The organism is Lactococcus sp., assembly GCF_036648155.1.
In the GTDB taxonomy this organism is placed as follows: domain Bacteria; phylum Bacillota; class Bacilli; order Lactobacillales; family Streptococcaceae; genus Lactococcus; species Lactococcus cremoris.
Window position 1 is genome coordinate 199,016 of the sequence record NZ_JAVXIY010000001.1, and the last position, 23,120, is coordinate 222,135.

The 23,120-nt window shown below is 35.9% G+C and carries 23 protein-coding genes; 20 read left to right on the top strand and 3 right to left on the bottom strand.

Features of this window, described 5'->3' with window-relative positions; all coding sequences use genetic code 11:
* Window positions 1–4 precede the first annotated feature (4 nt).
* From RSC39_RS01055 to glf, 4 genes are all read left to right on the top strand, one after another.
* Window positions 5–1,432 carry an oligosaccharide flippase family protein gene (locus tag RSC39_RS01055; protein ID WP_063281992.1) on the top strand — a complete coding sequence of 476 codons (1,428 nt, stop codon included), beginning with the start codon at window positions 5–7 and terminating at the stop codon, window positions 1,430–1,432.
* Window positions 1,433–1,457: 25 nt separating this feature from the next.
* The gene (locus RSC39_RS01060; RefSeq protein ID WP_332534453.1) at window positions 1,458–3,149 is read left to right on the top strand and encodes a hypothetical protein; all 1,692 of its coding nucleotides are present in this window, start codon (window positions 1,458–1,460) and stop codon (window positions 3,147–3,149) included.
* A gap of 10 nt (window positions 3,150–3,159) precedes the next feature.
* Window positions 3,160–4,557, top strand: a complete 1,398-nt coding sequence (locus RSC39_RS01065) for a DUF2142 domain-containing protein (protein WP_332534455.1) — start codon at window positions 3,160–3,162, stop codon at window positions 4,555–4,557.
* Between the two features lie 68 nt (window positions 4,558–4,625).
* Window positions 4,626–5,768, top strand: a complete 1,143-nt coding sequence (gene glf / locus RSC39_RS01070) for a UDP-galactopyranose mutase (protein WP_332534457.1) — start codon at window positions 4,626–4,628, stop codon at window positions 5,766–5,768.
* Window positions 5,769–5,844: 76 nt separating this feature from the next.
* Here glf and RSC39_RS01075 read toward each other — a convergent pair whose 3' ends face one another.
* Entirely contained in the window at window positions 5,845–7,926 is a 2,082-nt protein-coding gene (locus RSC39_RS01075; protein WP_063281988.1) for a GH25 family lysozyme, read from the bottom strand.
* 372 nt (window positions 7,927–8,298) lie between these two features.
* Here RSC39_RS01075 and guaB point away from each other — a divergent pair, with 372 nt between their 5' ends.
* The 6 genes from guaB to hflX all read left to right on the top strand — a co-directional run bounded on the left by guaB (window position 8,299) and on the right by hflX (window position 14,704).
* Entirely contained in the window at window positions 8,299–9,780 is a 1,482-nt protein-coding gene (gene guaB / locus RSC39_RS01080) for an IMP dehydrogenase (protein WP_063281987.1), read from the top strand.
* A 242-nt stretch (window positions 9,781–10,022) separates the two neighbouring features.
* Window positions 10,023–10,835: a DNA-formamidopyrimidine glycosylase family protein gene (locus RSC39_RS01085; RefSeq protein WP_332534463.1), complete on the top strand. Its 813-nt coding sequence runs from the start codon at window positions 10,023–10,025 to the stop codon at window positions 10,833–10,835.
* Window positions 10,836–10,988: 153 nt separating this feature from the next.
* Window positions 10,989–12,164 (top strand): ribosome biogenesis GTPase YqeH, encoded by a 1,176-nt coding sequence (gene yqeH / locus RSC39_RS01090; RefSeq protein WP_332534465.1) that lies wholly within the window; start codon window positions 10,989–10,991, stop codon window positions 12,162–12,164.
* Window positions 12,165–12,201: 37 nt separating this feature from the next.
* Window positions 12,202–12,837 (top strand): RpiB/LacA/LacB family sugar-phosphate isomerase, encoded by a 636-nt coding sequence (locus tag RSC39_RS01095; RefSeq protein WP_332534467.1) that lies wholly within the window; start codon window positions 12,202–12,204, stop codon window positions 12,835–12,837.
* Between the two features lie 35 nt (window positions 12,838–12,872).
* Window positions 12,873–13,376 carry an NUDIX hydrolase gene (locus RSC39_RS01100; RefSeq protein ID WP_332534469.1) on the top strand — a complete coding sequence of 168 codons (504 nt, stop codon included), beginning with the start codon at window positions 12,873–12,875 and terminating at the stop codon, window positions 13,374–13,376.
* A gap of 83 nt (window positions 13,377–13,459) precedes the next feature.
* Window positions 13,460–14,704, top strand: coding sequence for a GTPase HflX (gene hflX / locus RSC39_RS01105; RefSeq protein WP_332534471.1), 1,245 nt, complete (start codon window positions 13,460–13,462; stop codon window positions 14,702–14,704).
* A 128-nt stretch (window positions 14,705–14,832) separates the two neighbouring features.
* Here hflX and RSC39_RS01110 read toward each other — a convergent pair whose 3' ends face one another.
* Window positions 14,833–15,159 (bottom strand): hypothetical protein, encoded by a 327-nt coding sequence (locus RSC39_RS01110; RefSeq protein ID WP_011834317.1) that lies wholly within the window; start codon window positions 15,157–15,159, stop codon window positions 14,833–14,835.
* Between the two features lie 170 nt (window positions 15,160–15,329).
* On the opposite strand from RSC39_RS01110, the gene yhbY reads away from it, so the two are divergent.
* The 10 genes from yhbY to RSC39_RS01160 all read left to right on the top strand — a co-directional run bounded on the left by yhbY (window position 15,330) and on the right by RSC39_RS01160 (window position 22,159).
* Window positions 15,330–15,644, top strand: a complete 315-nt coding sequence (yhbY, locus tag RSC39_RS01115; protein WP_011675261.1) for a ribosome assembly RNA-binding protein YhbY — start codon at window positions 15,330–15,332, stop codon at window positions 15,642–15,644.
* Between the two features lie 74 nt (window positions 15,645–15,718).
* A complete protein-coding gene (locus tag RSC39_RS01120; protein ID WP_011834318.1) occupies window positions 15,719–16,318 on the top strand; it encodes a nicotinate-nucleotide adenylyltransferase in 600 nt (199 codons plus the stop codon).
* Window positions 16,311–16,901 (top strand): bis(5'-nucleosyl)-tetraphosphatase (symmetrical) YqeK, encoded by a 591-nt coding sequence (gene yqeK / locus RSC39_RS01125; RefSeq protein WP_332534474.1) that lies wholly within the window; start codon window positions 16,311–16,313, stop codon window positions 16,899–16,901. The genes RSC39_RS01120 and yqeK overlap by 8 nt, the downstream gene beginning before the upstream one ends.
* Window positions 16,902–16,947: 46 nt before the next feature.
* Entirely contained in the window at window positions 16,948–17,379 is a 432-nt protein-coding gene (locus RSC39_RS01130) for a GNAT family N-acetyltransferase (RefSeq protein WP_332534476.1), read from the top strand.
* Between the two features lie 166 nt (window positions 17,380–17,545).
* Window positions 17,546–17,905, top strand: a complete 360-nt coding sequence (rsfS, locus tag RSC39_RS01135) for a ribosome silencing factor (RefSeq protein WP_063281978.1) — start codon at window positions 17,546–17,548, stop codon at window positions 17,903–17,905.
* Between the two features lie 99 nt (window positions 17,906–18,004).
* A complete protein-coding gene (locus tag RSC39_RS01140) occupies window positions 18,005–18,739 on the top strand; it encodes a class I SAM-dependent methyltransferase (RefSeq protein WP_332534479.1) in 735 nt (244 codons plus the stop codon).
* 49 nt (window positions 18,740–18,788) lie between these two features.
* Window positions 18,789–19,928, top strand: coding sequence for a nucleotidyltransferase (locus tag RSC39_RS01145; RefSeq protein ID WP_332534481.1), 1,140 nt, complete (start codon window positions 18,789–18,791; stop codon window positions 19,926–19,928).
* Between the two features lie 152 nt (window positions 19,929–20,080).
* Complete coding sequence (locus RSC39_RS01150) at window positions 20,081–20,797, top strand: YebC/PmpR family DNA-binding transcriptional regulator (RefSeq protein ID WP_011834324.1); 717 nt, start codon at window positions 20,081–20,083, stop codon at window positions 20,795–20,797.
* Window positions 20,798–20,861: 64 nt separating this feature from the next.
* Window positions 20,862–21,503, top strand: coding sequence for a GyrI-like domain-containing protein (locus RSC39_RS01155; RefSeq protein WP_332534483.1), 642 nt, complete (start codon window positions 20,862–20,864; stop codon window positions 21,501–21,503).
* A complete protein-coding gene (locus RSC39_RS01160; RefSeq protein ID WP_332534485.1) occupies window positions 21,500–22,159 on the top strand; it encodes a uracil-DNA glycosylase in 660 nt (219 codons plus the stop codon). Before RSC39_RS01155 ends, RSC39_RS01160 begins: the two co-directional genes overlap by 4 nt.
* A gap of 36 nt (window positions 22,160–22,195) precedes the next feature.
* Here the strand turns inward: RSC39_RS01160 and RSC39_RS01165 are convergent, their stop codons facing one another.
* Window positions 22,196–23,107, bottom strand: a complete 912-nt coding sequence (locus RSC39_RS01165) for an NADP-dependent oxidoreductase (protein ID WP_332534487.1) — start codon at window positions 23,105–23,107, stop codon at window positions 22,196–22,198.
* Between the last annotated feature and the right edge of the window lie 13 nt (window positions 23,108–23,120).

Here is a 23,120-nt window from a genome sequence, read left to right on the forward strand (position 1 = left end):
TTTGATGAAGTTAATAAAAAATATGATGTATAATACAGTTTATCAAGTTTTGATACTAATTTTACCTTTGATAACAGCGCCTTATGTTTCAAGAACGTTGGGAACTACAGGGGTAGGTATCTATTCGTCTACAGCAGCGTGGTTGGGGTATTTTGTACTTGCTGGTGGGTTAGGTATTACATTGTATGGCAATCGTGAGATAGCTTACCATCAAAAAGATAAAGAAGCAAGAAGCCGTATATTTTATGAACTACTGAGCTTGAAATTTATAACTGTAGGTATTGCACTGATTGCATATTTAATTTTTATTTTCTTTCAGAATAAATGGGAACTTTATTTTTTACTTCAAGGAATCACTTTGGTAGCAGTTGCATTTGATGTCTCTTGGTTTTTCATGGGTCTTGAAAATTTCAAAGTGATAGTAGTTCGTAATACAATTATCAGATTACTCTTAACCATTGCTATCTTTGTTTTTGTTAAAACGCCAAATGATTTATGGCTTTATATTCTACTACTTGCTCTCTCAACGTTAATAGGTAATATGACTGTATGGCCATTTTTGCGAAAAGAGATAATGAGAATTCCAATTCATTCGCTCAATATTTTTCAACATCTACGTCCAGTGACAATGTTGTTGCTTCCGCAAGTATCTATTACAATCTATACATCACTTAATAAAAATTTACTCCAAATATTTTCAGGACTTGATAGCGTAGCATACTTTACGCAGACCTATATGATAATAATATTGGGGGCAACGCTTGTTTCAAGTTTTAACTCTGCATTTTTACCTCATTTATCAGGATTATTTTCATCCGGCGAGAGTGAAAAAGTAAAACCGCTTATTTTAAAATCGATAGATTTAGGAAATTGTATTTCTATCTTATGTATTTCTGGAATTATAGGTGTTAGTCAAACCTTTGCTGTATTTTATTTTGGCAAAACCTTTGCTCCGGTAGGTTCTTTGCTTGCTGTTGGTTCATTAACTATATTTTTCTTGGCACTAACAAATGCATTAAGTACACAGTATTTGTTGGCGGCAAAAAAAATGCATGAATATATGATGTCAACAGTTGTAGGACTTATTGTAAATGTACTCTTTAATCTTACTTTGATTCCTGTTTTAGGAACAATGGGTGCGATAATAGCAACAATATTAACAGAAGTCAGCGTAGCAACATATATTTTATGGAAGCTAAAGAATTTGTTTACACTTAAGGAAGTTTTCCACGGTCTTTGGAAGTATATTATTGGTGGAGCTTTAGTTTTTGTATTTTTAGATTTTGTTAATAATAATTTTCCAATTAGCATATTAAATTATTTAATTCAAACGATTGTCGCAGTATTAATTTATATAATAACCTTATATCTATTACGTGCACCAGCCAATTCGTTAGTTAGTCCTTATATTAAAAAAATAATGAAAAGATAAGTTGTCTCAAATAGTGAAAGCCATTATGATAAAAAAAATAAATACAAAATTATTGATTTTATTCTGTACTTTTATATTAGCGTTTTTAGTAACAGAAAATAAAGTCACTGCCAATACTTTGCCACCAGATCAAACAAGTGTTGAATTACAGGTTACCAACAACGGGATACCTGTAATTCATACTTCTTATAGCGCGATGAATATTGATCGTGCCTATCAAGAAATAAAAAGTGGGAACATTAGTTTGAAAGCTAGAAATTCTGCTGCATGGATTTTAGCTATTCAAAATACAAATAGTATAACTCGTGATGGTGTTATTACTTTGAGTAATGGTCAAAAAATTGGTCAAGGTATTACTCATACGGATGAGGAAATGAACTCAATAATTTCTGGGTTGATTAATGTCGATAATTTGTCATTGATTAGTGAAATAAACCAGTCTAATACAACGGTTCCATTCCTAAATCCAGAGCATGTTATTTATAAGTTCACCAATAGTAAGGGGTTGGCTAAAGCAAATATTGAACAAGGTTATACATTGATTCTTGATAATAATAATAATTTCATTAAACTTACAAAAATACAAAATTCTTCAGAAAAAGTAGCGATAGACCTTGTAAATATAGATAACAAAATAAAGTTTGCGGCAGATAATAAGCTAAGTACTCTAGCCACAAACTTTGGGCAATATGTTGTAGGTACTAATCAAAAATTTAGTTTCAATCTCTCTATCAATAAAGATATGTGGCAACAATCAGGAAATATCAATCTGGTTTTACCTCCAAAATCAAATCTTTCTTTTGATTCAATAGAAGTTTTAAAAAATATTGATGCAACAGCAATAGTAACGAATCCTACTTTAAATGATACTTTAGTGTTTAATTCTTCTGAACCAGTGATAGCAGCAAATATTGCATTAAATCCAACACAGAGTGATATACTATTGCGGGTTACAGTACATGTGAACCTTGAGGGAAATAATGTAAGTACAAATAAGCCAATTCATACATCGCTGCAAGCGATTTCTGTAAATAAGGATGGTAGTTCAAGTATAGCTTCAACTCCTAATTTAATCATAGCGGGTATAAATTTTGCAATGACTAAAAAAAATAGTATGGAGTTTGCCCAAGGTGGAAAATTTATATTAGGTAAATCAACTGGCAGTACTTATGAGGTTTATGGGAAAAATAATAAATGGAATAAGTTTGATGATTTATCAAATGTACAAACTTCAGATTCTTTAATTTTAGAAGGTGGGGATCGCTATGTGTTAGGAAGTGAGAAACCTCAAAAAATTCCTTTAGATGTTTCTAAATTTAACTTCAGTGAAAAAAATAGTAGAAAAATCAACAAAAGTTTAATTCAAATTCTGGGTTTGGCACAAGGAAATGATTATTTTCTTTACAGAGTTGACAATCATAGTTCATCAGATCTTGATAAGATTTTTAAATTTTCTATTTTTAGTCGAAGTTATTTTTCACATAATAACTCTTTAATGACTGACAATTCTCTAAACAATCCTACCGAACCTTTAGTTGGAATTGTAGGACAGATTCCTGATTATGTTGCAGGAGCGAATGAGTATAATAATATATCTTTAGATAGTAGTAAGGATGATCTAAATAAGAATAAGCTTTCTATTTTTGGTGGAATTGGGGTTATTGTAGTCTTAGTCCTATTGACTTCTATTTTGATTGTAAAGCAAAGATGGTTGTGAGAAGTAAAAGATGAAGAAAAGAACGGAAAAAAAAATAACCTCTCCTTCAATTGGTGAGAGAAAAAATAATTTACACAAAATTTATCTTATTGTTAGTGTTGTACTTGGAATGATTCTTGCAATTGGAATGCCTTTATTTAACGAACCAGATGGTCAATATCACTATGTAGTGAGCTCGTATATGTCTGGTTTATCGAACGATATATCTGTATATAACGAAAAAGAAATTGGTACAGGGATAGATCAGCAGGTTGTTTCATACCAACAAGGCAATTATTTTAATACTTATTATCTAACCAAGATTGAAGAAATGCCAATGAGTAAGCAACCGCGTGCGGGCATTATCCCAAATATAAAATCCTATAATTTTTGGGGGCACATCATCCCAGCACTCGGAATATGGATTGGACATAAAATTTATCCTTCTATTGGTGTTATGGTAGTGACAGCAAGGATCATTTCGGTATTTATTAGTTCTATATTAATGTTTTTAATTATTAAATTTTCTAAAAAGGGGAAATTGGTCTTTGCTACTCTGGCATTATCTCCAGTTGTGCTAAACTCATTTGCAAGTTTGTCTTATGATTCACTTAGCTTTATATTAGTAGCGTGGTTTATGGCTATTGTGATCAATAGTTTAGTTGAGCAACGGATGAGGTGGTGGCGTTGGGGAGAGCTAGCACTAGCATCAGGTGCCATTTATTTTGGAGCTAAAACTAACTTTAAAGTGTTACTCCTTTTAATACCTTTATTAGTAGTAATATATATTTTTCCAAAATCTTATAAGAGAATTTCATTAGGATTTAATAATATTTGGAAAAATAAAAAGTGGAGATTGTTATTCTCAGTGGGATTGTTAGCTATAATTGCAAGTGTAGCGGCTTATCTATTGATTTTACATAGTGGGCTTCTTTATAGCGCATACAGATTTATAATTAATTATGTTGTTAATTTGAGAGATTATTTGTCGGTGAGCTCTGTATTTTATAATTTATTAGGCTCTCCATATCCTAATATTAACTATACTCCTGCATGGGTAAGTATGATTTGGTTTATAGTATTGTTTGTTGCCTTACTTAGTGAAGATAAATTTATAAGAGGTAAGCTTATCCCAGTGATAAGTGGAATAATTTTTTTATTAGGTATAGTAGCAGTTTATTATTCTTTCATGACGTATACTCCAACAGGATCACCAGTTAGTAATGCCACATTAGTAGGGCAGATGCAAGGTTTGCAAGGAAGATACTTTACCCCTACTTTATTTTTATTATTATTTGTGACTTGTCATGAAAAGTTTAAAATCAAAATTAATGGACAAAAAGGGGTGTTATTATTTGTGATGAGTACCGCAATCATCACAAATGTTTTATTGCTATTTTCTACATTATTTGGTATATATTATTTATAATTCAAAGAAGAATATCATATATCAAATTTGATAAAATATATAATAAAATATAGAAATTAGGAGAAAAAATGAAATTTAACAAAAAAAATTATGATTATCTTATTGTTGGAGCCGGTCCTTATGGGTCGATATTTGCCCATGAAGCTGCAAAGCATGGTAAAAAATCATTAATTATTGAACGTCGTTCTCACATTGGTGGAAATATGTATACTCATAAGGAACATGGAATCAATGTTCATGATTATGGTGCACACATTTTCCACACTGATAATAAAATGGTTTGGGATTACGTCAATCAATTTACAGAGTTTAATAATTATATTAATCAAGTGGTTGCGAATTATAAAGGGGAACTTTATAATCTTCCTTTTAATATGAATACTTTTTATCAAATGTGGGGAGTAAAAACTCCAGAAGAAGCAGCTGCCAAGATTGAGGAACAAAAATCAAAAGCAGGAGTGTCAGGAATTCCTAAAAACCTTGAAGAACAAGCAATTAGTTTGATTGGGACTGATATTTATCATAAACTTATTAAAGGATACACAGAGAAGCAGTGGGGGCGTAAAGCTACCGAATTACCCTCATTCATCATCCGTCGTCTTCCAGTTCGCTACACTTTCGATAATAATTACTTCAATCATCGTTATCAAGGCGTTCCAGTTGATGGCTATACCGCTATTTTTGATAAAATGCTTGATTCTGACCTTATTGATGTTCAAACAGGAGTGGATTTTTTCAGTGATAAAGAAGTATTTTTAGAGGAATTTCCAAAAATTGTTTATACGGGAATGATTGATCAGTTTTTTGATTATTCTTTTGGAGAACTTGAATATCGCTCTGTACGATTCGAAACAAAAACTGTAAAATCTGACAATATTCAAGGAAATGCTGTCATCAATTATACTGATGCCGAAACCCCTTATACTCGTGTGATGGAATGGCGACATTTTGATAAAAAAGCTGACGAGGGATATACAATCGTAACAAAAGAGTTTCCTCAAAATTGGGATCGCACAAAAGAAGCCTATTATCCAGTTAATGATGAAAAAAATTCTAAGCTTTTCAGAAAATATAAAGAAGAGACAAAAAAACACCCAAATGTTATTTTTGGTGGGCGTTTAGGCAATTATCAATATTATGATATGGATCAGGTATTTGGAGTAGCTTTAAAATCAGTTGAGAAAGAATTTAAAGATTTAGATGAAAATTGAATCTTAAACAATGAATAAAAAAAACTCGGTGGAGTATTCCCACCGAGTTTTTTTTATTCATTGTTTAAGTATATTTCTATTTTGGGATAATTTTCGTTTCAAGTGCCTCCATGCGAAGAAATTTTCCAACTGTACCAGCGGTTTCACCGTTAGATTCCCAATTTTGCCACCCAATTCCTTGAACATGAGCACGATAAGTAATGTTAAAGTATTTTGCAATCTCTCCACTTAATTTCAATTTGACTGCTTCATCACGTAATTGCTGATTTGTTGTACCAGAGATATCAAAATTATTTACCCAGTTTTGCCACCCAATTCCTTGGACTTGGCTTTGATAACTTATTCCACCAGAAATATCAGAAGGAATATCTGTAACCTCAGCTTTAATAGCTTCTATTCTCAGCGATTTTCCAGTTGTACCAGCCATTGCTCCATTTTTCACAGGCGGTTGCCAACCAATATTTTGTATGTGAGTACTATATTTAATTGTTGGAGTGGTCAGATAAGGAAAGGAAGTAGACCCTGAAGATGATGGAGCAGGGTTTCCCTTTTTAACAAGTTGAATTTGTACTGCTTCTATTCGATAGCTCATTGCTGTTGTTCCAGAAACTTGCCAATTTTTCGTCCAAGCCATCCATCCAATATTTTGGGCATGCGTTCGATAGTATACATCAAATTCTTGTGAAATAGGTCCAGTTAGTTGTAAACGAATAGCTTCCATTCGTTTGAATTGCCCTACAGTTCCAGCAATTTGACCATCAGTTGCAGTCAGGTTTTGCCAACCTGTTCCTTCAATAAACGCTTGGTATTGTATATGACTTCCGTTCATTTTTGGAGGGAGGTTTATTAGAGAAGCTTTTATGGATTCTGATCTAAGATTTTGTCCGGTTGTCCCAGAGGTTTCGCCATTATATGAGAGGCTTTCCCAGCCAATTCCTTGAACTTGTGTTTGGTAGGAGATAGAAGGGCTAGTATTTGGAATCCATTTTGCATAAAGTGTCATATTTGAGTTAACGATACTTGAAAAATTATACGATTGAGTAAGTAGTGAATTGCTGTACCAACCTGAGAAGTTATATCCTGCTTTAGTTGGATTAGCAGGTTGTATAATTTTATTACCAGCGATTATATTCTGACTGTTAATATTATTTCCGCCATTTGTATTAAATTTTATAGTATATGTTATAGGCTTAGAACTGTCTACGAAAAAATTACTATAATCAATTGAAGTATCAACAGCATTTTTTTTGAGATTAGATGTTCCTTGATAATACATTTGGCTTGTGTATTGCCAAGCTCCATATTGTGTGTTTTTCAAATCGCTAGAAGATGGCTTACCATAAAGATATTGAGCAGCCCAGAGATTTTTGGGTCCTCCTAGGGTGTTATAATTCATTTGACAAGTAGCTGTATTTGTGCCGATCCATGAAGCAGAGGTATAAAATTTTGTATTATTATAGCCATTTGTTTTGAGGCGGTTAGCAAATTGGACTCCAGCGGTTGCCCAGTCAACGGTTAATGGGTTGGGGCCAATGACCTTTCCTGAGCCATCTGTATAGGGTTGCTCACAGTCCATGATCATCACGGTATTGCTAGATAGTCCAAAAGATTTAGCAACATTTGCAAAGTAGGCTGCTTCTTGTATGGCTAAGGAATTTGCTGCACTCTGAGAATTTGCGCCTGTTAATCGGGCATAGTGGTAGACTGCAATACTCAAACCAGCGTTTTGTGCCATTTTTATTTGTGTCTTTGCAGCAGGATTTGTGTAAGTGGTTCCCTCCGTTAGTTTGACAACAATGGTTTTGACACCAGAAGATTTGAGTGAATTGAAGTCAGCTTGAGTCATCCAATCCTGATAGCTAGCAATATCAACGGCATCTTTACGCGGTAAGGAAAGGTCATCAGATTTGAGATCAGAAGGAACACTCGCCGCTGGGACGGCAGCAAATGAGCGGGCTTTGATATTAGGAGTCTCAGAATTGGTAGAATTTGGTGCATTGCCACTTTCTTTGGCGACTTGTAGATTTTGTTCTTGTTTAATGTAATAACCCATCGGGAGATTATCAGAGCTAATATTTTCTTCGGCTAATACTGGTTTAGTGAGTAGTAATCCCGAAAAGAGAACTACGGTAATAATAAGATTTTTCTTAAGTTTCATTTCTAGTATTGTAGCTTTCTATTGAATTTGTAATAGCTGTCCATATATTTATTGCACAGCTATCTAATTTGGCGTTTATTAAGATTTACAAGAAATAATTAAGCACTTAATATAAATGTTTTGTTTTTGTTTAAAATGTAACTTCAAACAGTTTTCTTTACTATATATAATATATGTTACCATACTTCAGGAAAAATCATGAAATAATAAGGTAATGATTGACTGAATTTAGGGCTTTTTCCTATTCAAACTATCTCCTACTGTTGAAATGCTTGGGGAATAGTGGTAGAATAGTAAAAATAAAAAATTGGCGATGGCCATAGAAATATAGCTATATACTTTATATAGCGCGATAATGGAGGAATATTTTCGATGTCAAACTGGGAAACTAAGTTTTTGAAAAAAGGATTTACTTTTGATGATGTATTGCTGATTCCAGCGGAGTCTCATGTTTTACCTAATGAGGTGAGTATGAAGACAAAGTTGGCTAAAAATTTGACTTTGAATATTCCGATTATCTCTGCCGCTATGGATACCGTAACTGACTCAAAAATGGCTATTTCAATGGCCCGTCAAGGTGGACTTGGTGTGGTTCACAAAAATATGTCTGTTGAGGAACAAGCTGAAGAAATCCATAAGGTAAAACGTTCAGAATCTGGTGTTATTACAGACCCATTTTTCTTGACTCCAAATCATAAAATTGAAGAAGCTGAAAACTTGATGGCGACTTACCGTATTTCTGGTGTACCAATTGTTGATACGCTTGAAAATCGTAAATTGGTAGGGATTATTACTAACCGTGATTTGCGTTTTATTACGGATTATAATCAACAAATCAAAAATATGATGACTTCTGAAAATCTAATCACAGCTCCAGTTGGAACAACTTTAGATACAGCGGCTCGTATTTTGCAAGAGCATAAAATCGAAAAATTACCTTTGGTTGATGAAGAGGGTAAATTGGCTGGTTTGATTACAATTAAAGATATTGAACGTGTGATTGAATTCCCGAATGCGGCTAAAGATGAGCAAGGACGTTTGCTTGTTGCTGGAGCAGTTGGTGTATCTTCTGATACCTTTGACCGTGCGGAAGCTTTGTTTGCTGCAGGGGCTGATGCAATTGTTATTGATACGGCTCATGGACATTCAGCTGGTGTTTTACGTAAAATCCGTGAAATCCGTAATCATTTTCCAGACCGTACTTTGATTGCTGGTAATATTGCTACTGGTGAAGGTGCTCGTGCTTTGTTTGAAGCTGGTGTTGATGTGGTTAAGGTTGGGATTGGTCCTGGTTCTATCTGTACAACTCGTGTGGTTGCTGGGGTAGGTGTTCCTCAAATTACAGCAATCTATGATGCAGCTAATGTGGCGCGTGAATTTGGAAAAACAATTATCGCTGATGGTGGGATTAAATATTCTGGTGATATTGTTAAGGCACTTGCTGCTGGTGGAGATGCAGTGATGCTTGGTTCAATGCTCGCAGGGACTGATGAATCTCCTGGTGAATTTGAAATCTTCCAAGGTCGTAAGTTTAAAACTTACCGTGGAATGGGTAGCTTGGCAGCAATGAAAAAAGGGTCTAAAGACCGTTATTTCCAAGGGGCTGTTAATGAAGCAAATAAACTTGTTCCAGAAGGAATCGAAGGACGTGTGGCTTATAAAGGAACAGCGACAGATATCGTTTTCCAAATGCTTGGAGGTTTGAAAGCAGGGATGGGATACACTGGAGCGGCTGATATTACAGCTTTGCATGATTCAGCACAATTTATCGAAATGTCTGGTGCTGGTTTGAAAGAATCACATCCACATGATGTGCAAATTACTAAAGAAGCACCTAACTATTCTGTGCAATAAAAAGTTACTGACAAAAAAATATAAGAGAGAATTACTTATCTGAGCTTTCTGTCAGTAAATCCTTTATATGATAATTAAAACATCACTATTTTTCAGTGGTGTTTTTAGTTTTACTAATATAATTTTATAAAATAAAAATAATAAGGTAGAATTGAAATAAAGTAAAGCCCAAATAGAATTCAATGATTTGATATAATAGTGTCATGGATTTATCGAAATGAAAATGAAAAGAGAGAAGTAAAATGGCCGAATTACCTGAGATTGCGAAACTAACAAATCAAATGGAGGAGACACTCAAAGGCAAAGAAATTGGTGAATTAGTATTACTTCAGGAAAAATGTACGAATGTTTCACTTGAAGAATTATGTCAGAGAATAATTGGAGGAAAGATACAAACAGTCAAAAACAAGGGGAAATGGATGATCACATCTCTTGATAATGGCGAAAGTTTGCTCTTATCTCTGGGAATGGGAGCTGATGTGCTTTATTTTGAAAATGAAGTGGATTTACCTGAAAAGTATCAGATAAAAGTGAATTTTACTGACGAAACTGGTTATACTATCCGATTTTGGTGGTTTGGAAAATTTTTGATTTGTAAAACAAAAGATTTGAGTCAGGAGTCTGCGACTAAAGACATTGCGATTGACCCTTGGGATAATGCTTTCACTCTTGATTATTTTAAAAAGTTGCTTGCTGGAAAGCGAACTCAGGTCAAGTCTTTTTTACTTAATCAGAAAAATATTTCTGGCATTGGAAATATGTATATTCATGATATTTTGTTTAAAGCGGGGCTGCACCCTCAAAAGAAAATTTCAGATTTGAAAAATAGCGAAATAGAGAGTCTTTACAAAAGTATTTTAGAAATCTTGAATTTTTCAAAATCAAAAGGTTCTTTTGCTTATGAATCAGATTTTTTTGGGCAGAAGGGCGGCTATAATGATTTTATCATTGGCTATAAAGAGGACGAGAATTGTCCAATTTGTGGAAATGAAATTGTTACAGTGAAAACAGGAAGTACTAAAAGTTATCTTTGTTTGACGTGTCAGCCTTTATGAAAATATGATTTGGAGCCGTATTTTCGGCTTTTTTCAATGAAAAAATTTACTGACAGACTGGTCAGTAAACTAGTTACTGACGGGTCGTTCTGTCAGTAAATTTAAATCGAAAAAAGGCTAAAAATGCTGATGAAATGTGGTATAATAGGCAATATGATTGAAAATGAAAATACGATGGAAGATTTGTACTGTATTGGTTGTGGTGCAAAAATTCAAACTGAGGATAAGAATGCACTTGGCTTTTTGCCTGCGGGTGCTTTGAAGAAAAAAATAGCTGAACGCGACCAAATGGAAGCTGTTCAGGCTGGAGATGAAGGAAGCGAAGCTTTTGTCAAAAATGAGGATTTATACTGTCAGCGTTGTTTCCGCTTGCGTCATTATAATGAAATTGCACCGACAAGTTTGACTGATGCAGATTTTTTGCGTTTACTTAAAGAAATTGGTCAACATAATGCTTTGATTGTTAATGTGGTTGATATTTTTGATTTTAATGGGTCTTTGATTCCTAACCTTCATAAATTGACGGGTGGAAATGATTTATTAATGGTCGCAAACAAACGTGATGTCTTGCCAAAATCTTTAAAAGTTGGGAAAATGACGGCTTGGTTGAGAGAACAAGCGGCTTCTCGTGGTTTGAAACCTAAGGATATCCTCGTCACTTCAGCGCAAAACAAGGATGATGTGGCTGAATTGATGGAAGCCATCGAGCATTATCGTCGTGGGCGTGATGTCTATGTGGTTGGGGTGACCAATGTTGGTAAATCAACTTTGATTAATGCGATTATTAAATCAGCTTCAGGTTCTGAGGATGTGATTACAACTTCACGTTTCCCTGGGACAACCCTTGATAAGATTGAAATCCCGCTTGATGAAGACTCGGCACTGATTGACACACCGGGGATTATTCATCGAGGGCAAATGGCTCATTATTTGGAACCAGAGGATTTGAAATATGTATCACCACGTAAAGAAATTAAGCCGAAAACCTATCAACTCAATCCTGAACAAACTTTGTTCTTTGGTGGTTTGGCACGTTTTGACTTTATAAGTGGTGAGCGTCAAGGAATGACGGCTTATTTTGACAATGAAATCAATGTTCATCGGACGAAACTTGAAGGTGCGACTGAATTTTATGAAAAGCATAAAGGTGAGTTTTTGGCTCCTGCTTTGGTTGGTGCCAAATTGGTTCGTCGCGAGTTTAAAATTACTGACAAGTCAGATATTGTCTTTTCTGGTCTTGGTTGGGTCCGTGTACCACAAAAAGCGGTCGTTGCAGCTTGGGTGCCAGAGGGTGTTGATGTGGTTGTGCGTAAGGCTTTGATTGGGTAAAAAATTATCTGTCTAAGAAGAAAAGGTTGGAAGTCTGATGAAAATTGCAGTAATTCAAGCCAGTACTCAAATTGCCCGAAATGAAGTTTTATTCGAGGAAACAAAGCGAGCTGTAAAGCATATGAATGCAGAAGTTCTTAATTTTGGTGTAAGTGAAAATGAAGAAAATTTTTCTTATGTTCAAATTGCGCTTTGTGTGGGGATACTGCTTAATTCAGGTGCGGTTGATTTCGTTGTGACTGGCTGTTCGTCGGGAAATGGGATGAACATTGCAGCCAACGCTTTACCTAATGTGATTTCTGGCTATTTACCAACTCCTACAGATGCTTACCTTTTTGGACGAATCAATCAGGGAAATTGTGCTTCTTTGCCACTTGGGCTGAATTTTGGTTGGGCTGGCGAGCTGAATTTGAGATTTACTTTAGAAAAACTTTTTGAAGAACCTTTAAATGCTGGCTATCCCAAAGAAGCTGCCGAACGTAAAAAAGCGGATGCTCTGAAATTAAAAGAAATTAAGAAATTAGCGCAAACAGACATGATAAAAGTGCTGATAGGTCTGTCAGCAGAATTTATTCGACCGATTTTAGAGAAAAGTGATTTGATGGATTATACTTTCAAAAATGGAACAAATCTTGAATTGATAGAATTTCTAAAAAGTCATAAAAATGACTGACAGAATTTCTGTCAGTAAAATTTTGGAGAATCAAAATGGAAGATAGAAGTCAGGATATTGGTTTTACGCGTGGTAATCAATGGTTTCGATACCGGGCAGCTGGAATTATTATTAAAGATGGTGCTGTATTAATGGTTGGTAATGACCATAATGACTACTATTATTCGGTTGGTGGTGCTGTGCAATTGGGCGAAACAGCAGAAGAAGCTTGTCTGAGGGAGATTCGGGAAGAAACGGGATTAAATCTCGAAATTGAACGTTTAGCTTTTATCCATGAAAATTTTTTTGTGGGGCATGAAAATGATTTCTTGAATGATGTGACTTGTCACGAATTGAGTTTTTATTTTCTGATGAAACCACTGACAGAAAATCCGTCAGTAAATTCAAAGAGTCTTGGGACAGACGGTAGCAAAGAATTTTTGAAATGGATTCCGATTGCTGATTACAGAAATTACAAGGCTTTTCCAAGCTTCTTTGCTGACGAGCTTGCAAATCTGTCAGTGAATTCTCAAGTCAAAAGAATTGTGACAAATGAATAAATACAAAAATAGAGTTTAGTTTTATAATACTTTTAGTCTAAACTCAGCTGACAAAAATAAAAAAGGAAAATTTTACTAAAAATTTGATAGATTTAGAAGAAAAACAAGAAAGAGTTCTCCTTGCAGGAGTGGAAACAGCTGAAAATTTTCAGGCTTTTGAGTCATCAATGGTTGAACTGGCTGAATTGACAAAAACGGCTGGCGGATTGGTCATTGACCAATTTACTCAAAAAAGAGAACGTCCAGATAGTCGGACAATGATTGGTTCTGGAAAATTGGAACAAATGCGTTGGGCGATTGAAGTGGGCGAAATTGATACGGTTATTTTTAATGACCGTCTATCCCCAAGACAAAATGTCAATTTGGAAGAAGCTTTGGGCGTCAAAGTCATTGATAGAATGCAATTGATTTTGGATATTTTTGCCATGCGGGCTCGCTCACATGAAGGAATGCTTCAAGTGGAAGAAGCCCAGCTCAATTATCTTTTGCCGCGTTTGGTCGGGCAAGGAATTATGCTCAGCCGTCAAGGTGGGGGAATTGGTTCTAAAGGACCAGGTGAAACCAAGCTTGAAACAGATCGACGTTATATTCGCACTCGAATTGAAAATATTGATAAAGCCCTCAAAAAAGTTGAAAAAACAAGGGAAAATATTCGCCAAAAACGCTCGAAATCAGGAATTTTTCGGATTGGTTTAATTGGTTACACTAATGCCGGAAAATCCAGCATTATGAATGCTTTAGTTGGTCTTGATAAAGAACAATATGAGCAAAATGAACTTTTTGCGACATTGGACGCCACAACAAAAGCCGTTCAATTGGTTGAAGATTTTACGGTGTCACTGACAGATACTGTCGGTTTTATCCAAAATCTGCCAACAGAGCTGATTAAAGCTTTTAAATCAACCTTAGAAGAATCTGCCAATGTTGATTTACTGATTCATGTCATTGATGCCAGTAATCCTCATCATGAAATTCATGAACAAACGGTCTTGAAAATCATGGAAGATTTGAAGCTGACAAATATTCCTGTGCTGAATGTTTATAATAAAATGGATATTGCCCCAAGTGACTTCTTGCCAACTTTGTCGCCAAGTTTACAACTCTCAATTAAATCTGAGAATGGCGTTCAATGGTTAAAGACAGCAATTTTAGAGAAATTGCATGAGCTTTTTGAAGCTTTTGAGTTAGAACTCCCTTATGAAAAAGCTTATCAGTTGCCTGAATTAAGAAAGAGTGCCTTGGTTCAATCGGTGGTTGAGGGCGAAAATGCTTATCAGATTAAGGGATTGATTGCGCCTGAGTTGAGTTGGAAATTGAATGAGTTTTAGAAATGACCAATATGAATAATTTGCTAAAGATTTGGTTGTCAGACTTAAAATATTTATTAATTTTTCAAAATCAAAAATAAAACAGAGAATCTAAGGCATGACGCTTGAATTCTCTGCTATGGTTTTCTTTATTTGGCAACAGAAGTATTTGTTGAGGGGCCGCCTGTTTGTTGAGGTGCGCCATTAGCTTCGTCTTTTTGGACTTGGGCAAGTTGAGCGGAACTCATGTCAGATCGGTCAACTGTGGGACCTTTGCCGACACCATTGCCAGTTTTTGGTCCGCCGTAGTCACCTGCTGCTGTCTTTGTTTTTGCAATAGTAGCTGTGGCAGTAGTTGCCGTTGTTGTTGGACTAGTGTTTGTGCTAGGGGTTGCGGCATTTACTGCTGCTGCGCCTCCAGCTCCTAAAAGTGTTAGTGCTGTAGCGCCAGCTGCGATAGTTGCTGTAATAGACATAATCGTTACCTCATTCTCAATCTTATTTCATCAAAGGAACGTCTTCGTTTGATGATAATATCAGTTTACTTTGTTTCTCTTAATGAGAAATGAAGTAAAACACATCTTGCGCTTAAAGTGATTAAAAATAGAAAAATTAGTTAAAAAATAGAAATGGAAAAAAATAAATAATGGAATTAAACGGAAAACAAAAACGATACTTACGAGCTTTGGCAGTCAATATTAAACCAATTGTTCAAATTGGGAAAAGTGGCTTGTCTAATGAAATTTTGACCAGCATTCGTACGGCTTGTGATGCACGTGAGTTGATTAAAGTCAGCATTTTGCAAAACTCAGATGAAGTCGCAACTGATGTAGCAGAAGCAATAGAAGAAATGGGACTTGATGTGGTCCAAATCATTGGTCGAAATCTCATTGTTTTCAAAGTTTCTGACCGTAAAGAAAATCGCAAGATTTCGGTTGAAGTAAAAAATATTGTGAAATAAATTTTAAAAAATAAAAAACTATTAATGGTTACATTCAAAAAATAATCAAAGAGTAAAAAATAATAGGTGAACGAATGGCAATAGATTTATTGACTCCTTTTACAAAGGTAGAATTAAAAACTAAAGAAGACGAGAAACGACGTGCAATCGGGCTTTTTTGGGGGAATTTTAATCCTGTTCATGTTGGTCATTTGACAATTGCTGACCAAGTGCGCCAAGAACTTAATTTGGAAAAAGTTGTCTTTTTGCCAGAACATAATACTGATGGACACGTTGCGGCCATGCTGACCGCAGCTATTGAAGATTGTCCTGGTTTAGAAGTAGATGCTTGTCGTCTGAAAGCTAAAGATGGCGCTGATATCTATCAAACGGTGCTTGAGCTTCATGAAGAAAATCCAGATTGTGATTTTTATTTTATTATCGGTGGAGACATGATTTCTGGTTTAGCTCATTGGGCGCATATTGATGAGTTATTAGAATTAGTTCAATTCGTTGGGATTCGCAGACCCCGCTATCGGGCAGGCACTTCTTATCCGATTATGTGGGTGGACGTTCCAATGATGGATATTTCCGGAAATTTGATTCGGGAACAATTGCATCGTGGAATTAAACCACATTTTCTTTTGGCACCGAAGGTTTTAGATTATATCTTGAAAGAAGGCTTATATGTTTGACTTTTATCCAGAAGTGAATTTATCAAGAGAAGATTTGCTAGCGAAAATTGCTGGCGCAGTCAAAGAATCACGTTTTAAACATATGCTAGGTGTGGAAAAAGCAGCGATTGCTTTAGCCGAAAAATATGGGGTTGACCCACATAAAGCAAGTTTGGCTGGACTTTTGCATGATTATTGCAAAGAGGTAGACGATGAGATTTTTCTGGCTTTAATTGACAAATATAATTTGGATGCTGATTTGAAAAATTGGGATAATAATATTTGGCATGGGAAAGTCGGCATTTATAAAATGCGTGAAGATTTTGGGCTTGAAGACGAAGAAATTCTGCGTGCTATTGAGATTCACACGGTCGGAGATAAAGAAATGTCTGGTCTTGCTAAGGTATTGTATGTGGCAGATTACATTGAAGAAGGTCGAACATTCCCAGGAGTCATTGAAGCCCGGGCAGTCGCTGCTCAAGATTTAAATCAGGCGGTTGCTTTTGAAACGATGCGTTTGGTTGAGTATTTGGCAGAACGTCGTTTGACAATTTATCCCCAAACTTTTGAAGCTTATAATGCTTTTATTGCTTATTTGTCTTGATAAATAGTTACTGATAGGCTTGTCAGTAAAAATAGAGGAAAAGTTCATGATTAGAAAAGTTGAGATGAGAGATGTTTCAGACATCACAAGACTTGCTGGCGTACTTGGTTATCCAATTTCTGAATCAATTGTAAAGAATAATATGAGTCGTATTTTGAACGATGAAAAACAGGAATTTCTTGTTTTTGATAATGGAAATCAAGTGGTGGGCTTTATTGAAGCTGAAACTTATGATGCGGTTTATAGCAAGGAAATCATGTTCAATGTTCTAGGATTGGTCGTTGATGCTCAAGAGCAAGGACACGGGATTGGTGCACAATTGCTTAGTGCTTTAGAAGAAAATGCCAAAGCGAGAGGGATTAATGTTATCCGACTTAACTCAGGAGTGCAAAGGCATGAGGCTCATCAATTTTATGAACACCAAGGATATACGAGTAATCATTCTCAGAAGCGTTTTTTAAAAGTTCTCGAAAAATAAAGGATATAACAAGCAACTTTTGGTTGCTGTGACATTTTATGTTAAAATAAGTGGGTCTAGTTTTTACAGCTGATAAGATTTGATTGTAAATGACTCAGAAAAATGAATAAAAATCTTAAAAAAGATTTTAATAATAAAGAGAGACAAATAGTCTCGGAGGAAAGAATTGGATTCAAAAAAATTACTTGAAGTGGTTGTAAAAGCAGCCGATGATAAAAAAGCACTTGATATTGTAGCCTTGGATATGTCTGATGTGACATTTGTCGCAGATTATTTTGTGATTATGGAAGCAATGAATAGTCGTCAGTTAGATGCCATTGCTGATAATATTGCACAAGCGGCTGAACTTGCCGGTGCAAAAGCAGCAGGTCACATCGAAGGTGACGCAAAAACAGGCTGGGTTTTGATTGACCTTGGGGACATCGTGGTCAGTGTCTTTGGACATGATGAACGTGGACACTTTAATTTAGAAAAACTCTGGTCAGATGCACCAATGGTTGATATTTCTGGATTTATAGCTGAATAATTAATGGCTTTGTCGGTTTTACTGACAGAGCTCTTATTTATTTTTTATCCACTGACAGTCAGGCAAAAAGGACTGTCTCTAATTCAAGAAAGGGCTGAAATGGCATTTTACGAAGATTTTTCAAGAGTCTATGATCAGGTCATGGACCAAGAACTTTATGAGCAATGGCTTGATTTTACAAAAAGACATCTACCAAAAGAAACAAAATCAGTTTTTGAGTTAGCTTGCGGCTCTGGGGCTTTATCAGTACGCTTGGCTCAAGAAGGCTATGAAGTGACTGGTCTTGATATTTCTGAAGAAATGTTAACTTTAGCCAGTAAAAAAGCGCGTCAGGCAGGTTATAAACTTGAGTTTACTGCTGGAGATATGCGCGAACTTTCTGGACTTGGAAAATTTGATGCGGTAACTTGTTATTCTGATTCACTTTGTTATTTGGAAAATTTGAATGAAGTACAAGCTACTTTTGATGGTGTTTTTGAAATACTCAATGAGGGTGGGACTTTTATTTTTGATGTTCATTCAACTCATCAAGTAGACGAAGTTTTTCCTAACTACTCTTACCATGAAAATGCGGAAGATTTCGCTTTCTTGTGGGATTCTTTTGAAGGGGAAGTGCCTCATTCAATCGTCCATGAGTTGAGCTTTTTCATTCAAGGAGAGGATGGACGCTTTACAAGAAAAGACGAAGTTCATGAAGAACGGACTTATCCGATAGATGATTATCTCGCACATCTAGCAACGGCAGGATTTAAAGAAGCAATAGTTTGTGCAGATTTTACTGATGAAGCACCTAGCAAAGAGAGCGCACGTTGGTTTTTTGTTTGTAAAAAGTAAAGTAAATCCATATCTGTCAGCTACTGACAGATTTTTTTAGAGGTATAAAATGACGAAAATTACAGGTATTATTGCTGAATTTAATCCTTTTCATAAGGGACATGAGTATCTTTTGAATCAAATTGATGGTCTAAAAATCGTCGCTATGTCAGGAAATTGGATGCAGCGAGGCGAGCTAGCTATTTTTGATAAATGGACAAGAGCAGAGATGGCCTTGTCTTGTGGCGCAGATTTAGTCGTTGAATTGCCAGTTACGGTTTCTGTGCAAGCTGCCGATTTTTTTGCAAGTGGGGCTGTAGATATCTTGAAAAATCTTGGCATTACTGACCTTGCTTTTGGTTCAGAATCAGCAATTGATTATAATGCGATTGCTGATATTTATGAAACAAAAGAGACGGAAATGGAAAGTTTTATCAAAGCATTGCCTGACCAACTCTCTTATCCCGAAAAAACACAAATGATGTGGCAACATTTTACAGGAATTAAATTTGATGGGAACACGCCTAATCATGTCCTAGCACTTGCTTATGCAAAAGCTGCTGCGGGGAAAAATATTAATTTGCAAGCGATTAAACGTGTTGGAAAATTCCATTCGACCAAACTGTCAGAGGGGTTTGCCAGCGCGACGGCACTCCGTCAGCAGTTATTTTCACTGACAGACGAGGTCGGTCAGTCATTGTTTTCACTGACAGACCTGTCAGCAATAAAAAATCATGTCCCATCAGTGATTTTAGAAACTTATGCAAGTCCAAAAACCAATTGGGCAGCTTATTTTCCACTTTTGCAATATAAAATCAGGCTTGATGACCACTTGGAAAATATTTTCCAAGTCAATCAAGAACTTTCTGTTCGCTTAAAAAATGCGGTCAAATCTGCTAAAAATTTTGATGAATTAGTAGAACTCGTATATACTAAACGTTATACAAAAGCGCGTGTTCGTAGGCTCTTAACATATATTTTGTTAAATATTCCAAAGGAGTTTAATTTACCAAAAGAGATTCATATTCTTGGTTTTTCAAAAGCTGGACAAGAAATTTTAGCTCAAAATAGAGGAAAAATCATCAGTAAAATTGGTCAAAAACCTTGGGATGAGCTGACACAGAAAGCTGATGAAATCTATCAATTAGGAAATGTTGATTTTAAAGAACAAAATTTTGGGCGAAAACCAATTATTAAAAGAGAAAAATAAAAAAGACTTGCTCAAATTGCAAGCGTAAAAACGGGATTTTTTCGATTTCTCATAGACGAGCCTTTACAAATTGTGATATAATATGATAGAAAAAATCATGCAGATCACTAATCTGCCAATAATTTAAATAAAATTTCAAGGAGACTATTCCAATGGGACGTAAATGGGCCAATATTGTTGCTAAAAAAACCGCTAAAGATGGGGCAACTTCTAAAGTATATGCAAAATTCGGTGTCGAAATCTATGCTGCTGCCAAACAAGGTGAACCAGATCCAGAATCAAATTCATCATTAAAATTCGTTATTGAACGCGCTAAACAAGCACAAGTTCCAAAACACGTCATTGATAAAGCGATTGATAAAGCTAAAGGTGGCGGAGATGAAACATTCGTTCAAGGACGTTATGAAGGATTTGGACCAAACGGTTCAATGGTGATTGCCGAAACTTTGACTTCAAATGTTAACCGCACGATTGCTAATGTTCGTACTACTTTCCATAAAAATGGTGGGAATATTGGAGCAGCCGGTGCGGTCAGCTACATGTTTGACAATACTGGAGTCATTGTTTTTGAAGGAACAGACCCTGACCATATTTTTGAAATCTTGCTTGATGCTGAGGTTGACGTTCGTGATGTGACAGAAGAAGAAGGAAATATCGTTGTTTACACTGAACCAACTGACCTTCACAAAGGAATTGCAGCCCTTAAAGCAGCTGGAATTACTGAATTCTCAACAACAGAACTAGAAATGATTGCTCAATCAGAAGTAGAACTTTCACCAGAAGATTTGGAAATTTTTGAAGGACTTGTCGATGCTCTCGAAGACGACGATGATGTTCAAAAAGTTTATCACAACGTGGCAAATCTCTAATTTTAATAAAAAAATCTGTTATAAAGGCAGGTTTTTTTATTTATAAATTTGATATAATAAAAGCATGTCTAGCCCAAAAATTGATTATAAAAAAAGTGATAAAAACTATTATTTACCAAAAGGAATTTCTTTAATTGAGCTGCCTGCTCTGAATTATATGATGATAGATGGTAAAGGAGCACCAACAACTCCAGCTTTTCAAGAAGCCATTGCCCTTTTATATGCGACAGCTTATATGATTTCAATGTCTTATCGAAATTCAAATTTTACAATTGAAAATTTTCAGCCTTTTGTGGTTCCTCCACTTGAAGGATTGTGGACCAGTAAAAATGAACCTATTGATGGAAAAATAGATAAAAATGACTTTATTTGGCGCTTGATGCTTAGAATGCCTGATTTTGTCAATGACCAAGTGATTGAAAAAGCGAAAAAATTGGTTGAAGTTAAAAAAGGCTTGGATTTATCAGGACTTGAATTTGGAAAAGTTGAAGATGGCTTATGTTTACAAGCACTTCATGTCGGATCCTTTGACCAAGAGGGAGAAACTTTTGAGAAGCTTTTTGCTTATGCTGAAAAACATGATTTAAAAGCTATCCACAAAGAGTTTCATCATCGAGAAATTTATATCAGTGATTTTAGAAAGACAGCAGCAGAAAAATTGAAAACAACAGTCCGAATTTTTGTGGAGAAGGGACAAGAAAAATGAAAAAAACAGATTGGTCACAGCCCTTACGCAACCGATTAGCAGAAGACTATTTCCCTAAAATGATTGAATTTATCAATCAGACTTATCAAGAGGGGAAAATTTATCCACCAGAAAATCAAATTTTTCGGGCAATTGAACTGACTCCTTTGGCACAAACAAAGGTTATTATTGTTGGACAAGACCCTTATCCTCAGCCGGGGAAAGCTCAAGGCTTGGCTTTCTCTTATCCAGCGACTTTCAAAGTGAATCGTCCAGATTCGATTGTTAATATCCAAAAAGAATTGCGTGAGGAAGGTTTTTCTAAAGAAGATAGTGATTTGACGGCTTGGGCCGAGCAAGGCGTATTGCTTTTAAATGCGGTCTTGACCGTACCAGAGTTTGATTCAAATGCCCATGCTGGGAAAATTTGGGAACCATTGACAGACGAAATTATCAAAATTGCCTCAGATGATGAGCGACCAAAAGTTTTCATTCTTTGGGGAGGTTTTGCTAGAAAGAAAGCCAAACTAATTGATGGAAGTAAGCATCTCATACTAGAAGCGGCTCATCCGTCACCTTTATCAGCAAGTCGTGGTTTTTTTGGCTCGCATCCTTTTTCAAAAACCAATGATTTTCTGGTTCAAACAGGTCAAAGTCCGATTGATTGGAGCAAATAAAAAGCGGTCAGTAATCTGACAGCTTTTTTTATTTATCTAAAAGTAAAGAACGATTTTTCCGTGAGTGTGACGGCTCATCTGTAAATTGACTGCTTCTAAATAGTCATTGATGGGGAATTTAGCAGCGATTGGGACAGTTAATTGATGGCTACCAATGGCAGTCAAAACCATCTCCATATCAGAAGGAATCGCTTCGCCACCTGTAGCCGTTGGAACACCAGCCGGAGGCTCTGGGTACATGATGACAGTGGACATTTTGTCAGCTTTGACTCCTAATTCAAGAGCGGTATTTAAACTTTCAAAACTATGTAAGTCAATGGCGGCAGTGATTCCTTTGCCTTTTAGACGGTCAGTCAAACCTTCGCCATAAGCGACTTGTTCAGCTCCAAGCTCCTTTAAAAAGTTGGCAGTTGAGTCAGAAGCCGTCCCGATAACTTTTGCTCCCCATAATTGAGCAAGTTGAACAGCGAAAATGCCGACCCCTCCTGCTGCTCCACCGATTAAGAGCGTATCTCCATTTTTAACATGTGCTTTTCGTAAGGCGACGGCAGCTGTAAGACCGGCGACAGCGAGGGTAGAGGCAACATCATTTTCTATAAAATCAGGGGTGTGATAGAGCCCAGGTTCTTTGTTTGAAGCAATGAGTTGCTCGGTGGCCGCCCCTTTCATCGTCGTTCCAAAAACACGGTCGCCAACTTTAAAGTCGGTCACTTCTGCACCGATTTGGTCAATTTGCCCAGCAAAATCATAAGCAAAAGTTTGTGGAAGTTTGACTCCAAAATTTGGTGCGACTTCAGGATGACCCATAATTGCCCAATCCATTGGATTGAGTCCGACATGACTGACTTTAATAGAAACTTCATTGGCTTTGGGTTCTAAGCTTGGTAGGTCAACGAGTTCAAGAACTTCTGGTTGTCCAAATCTTTTATATTGTAGTGCTTTAACCATTATTTTCTCCTTT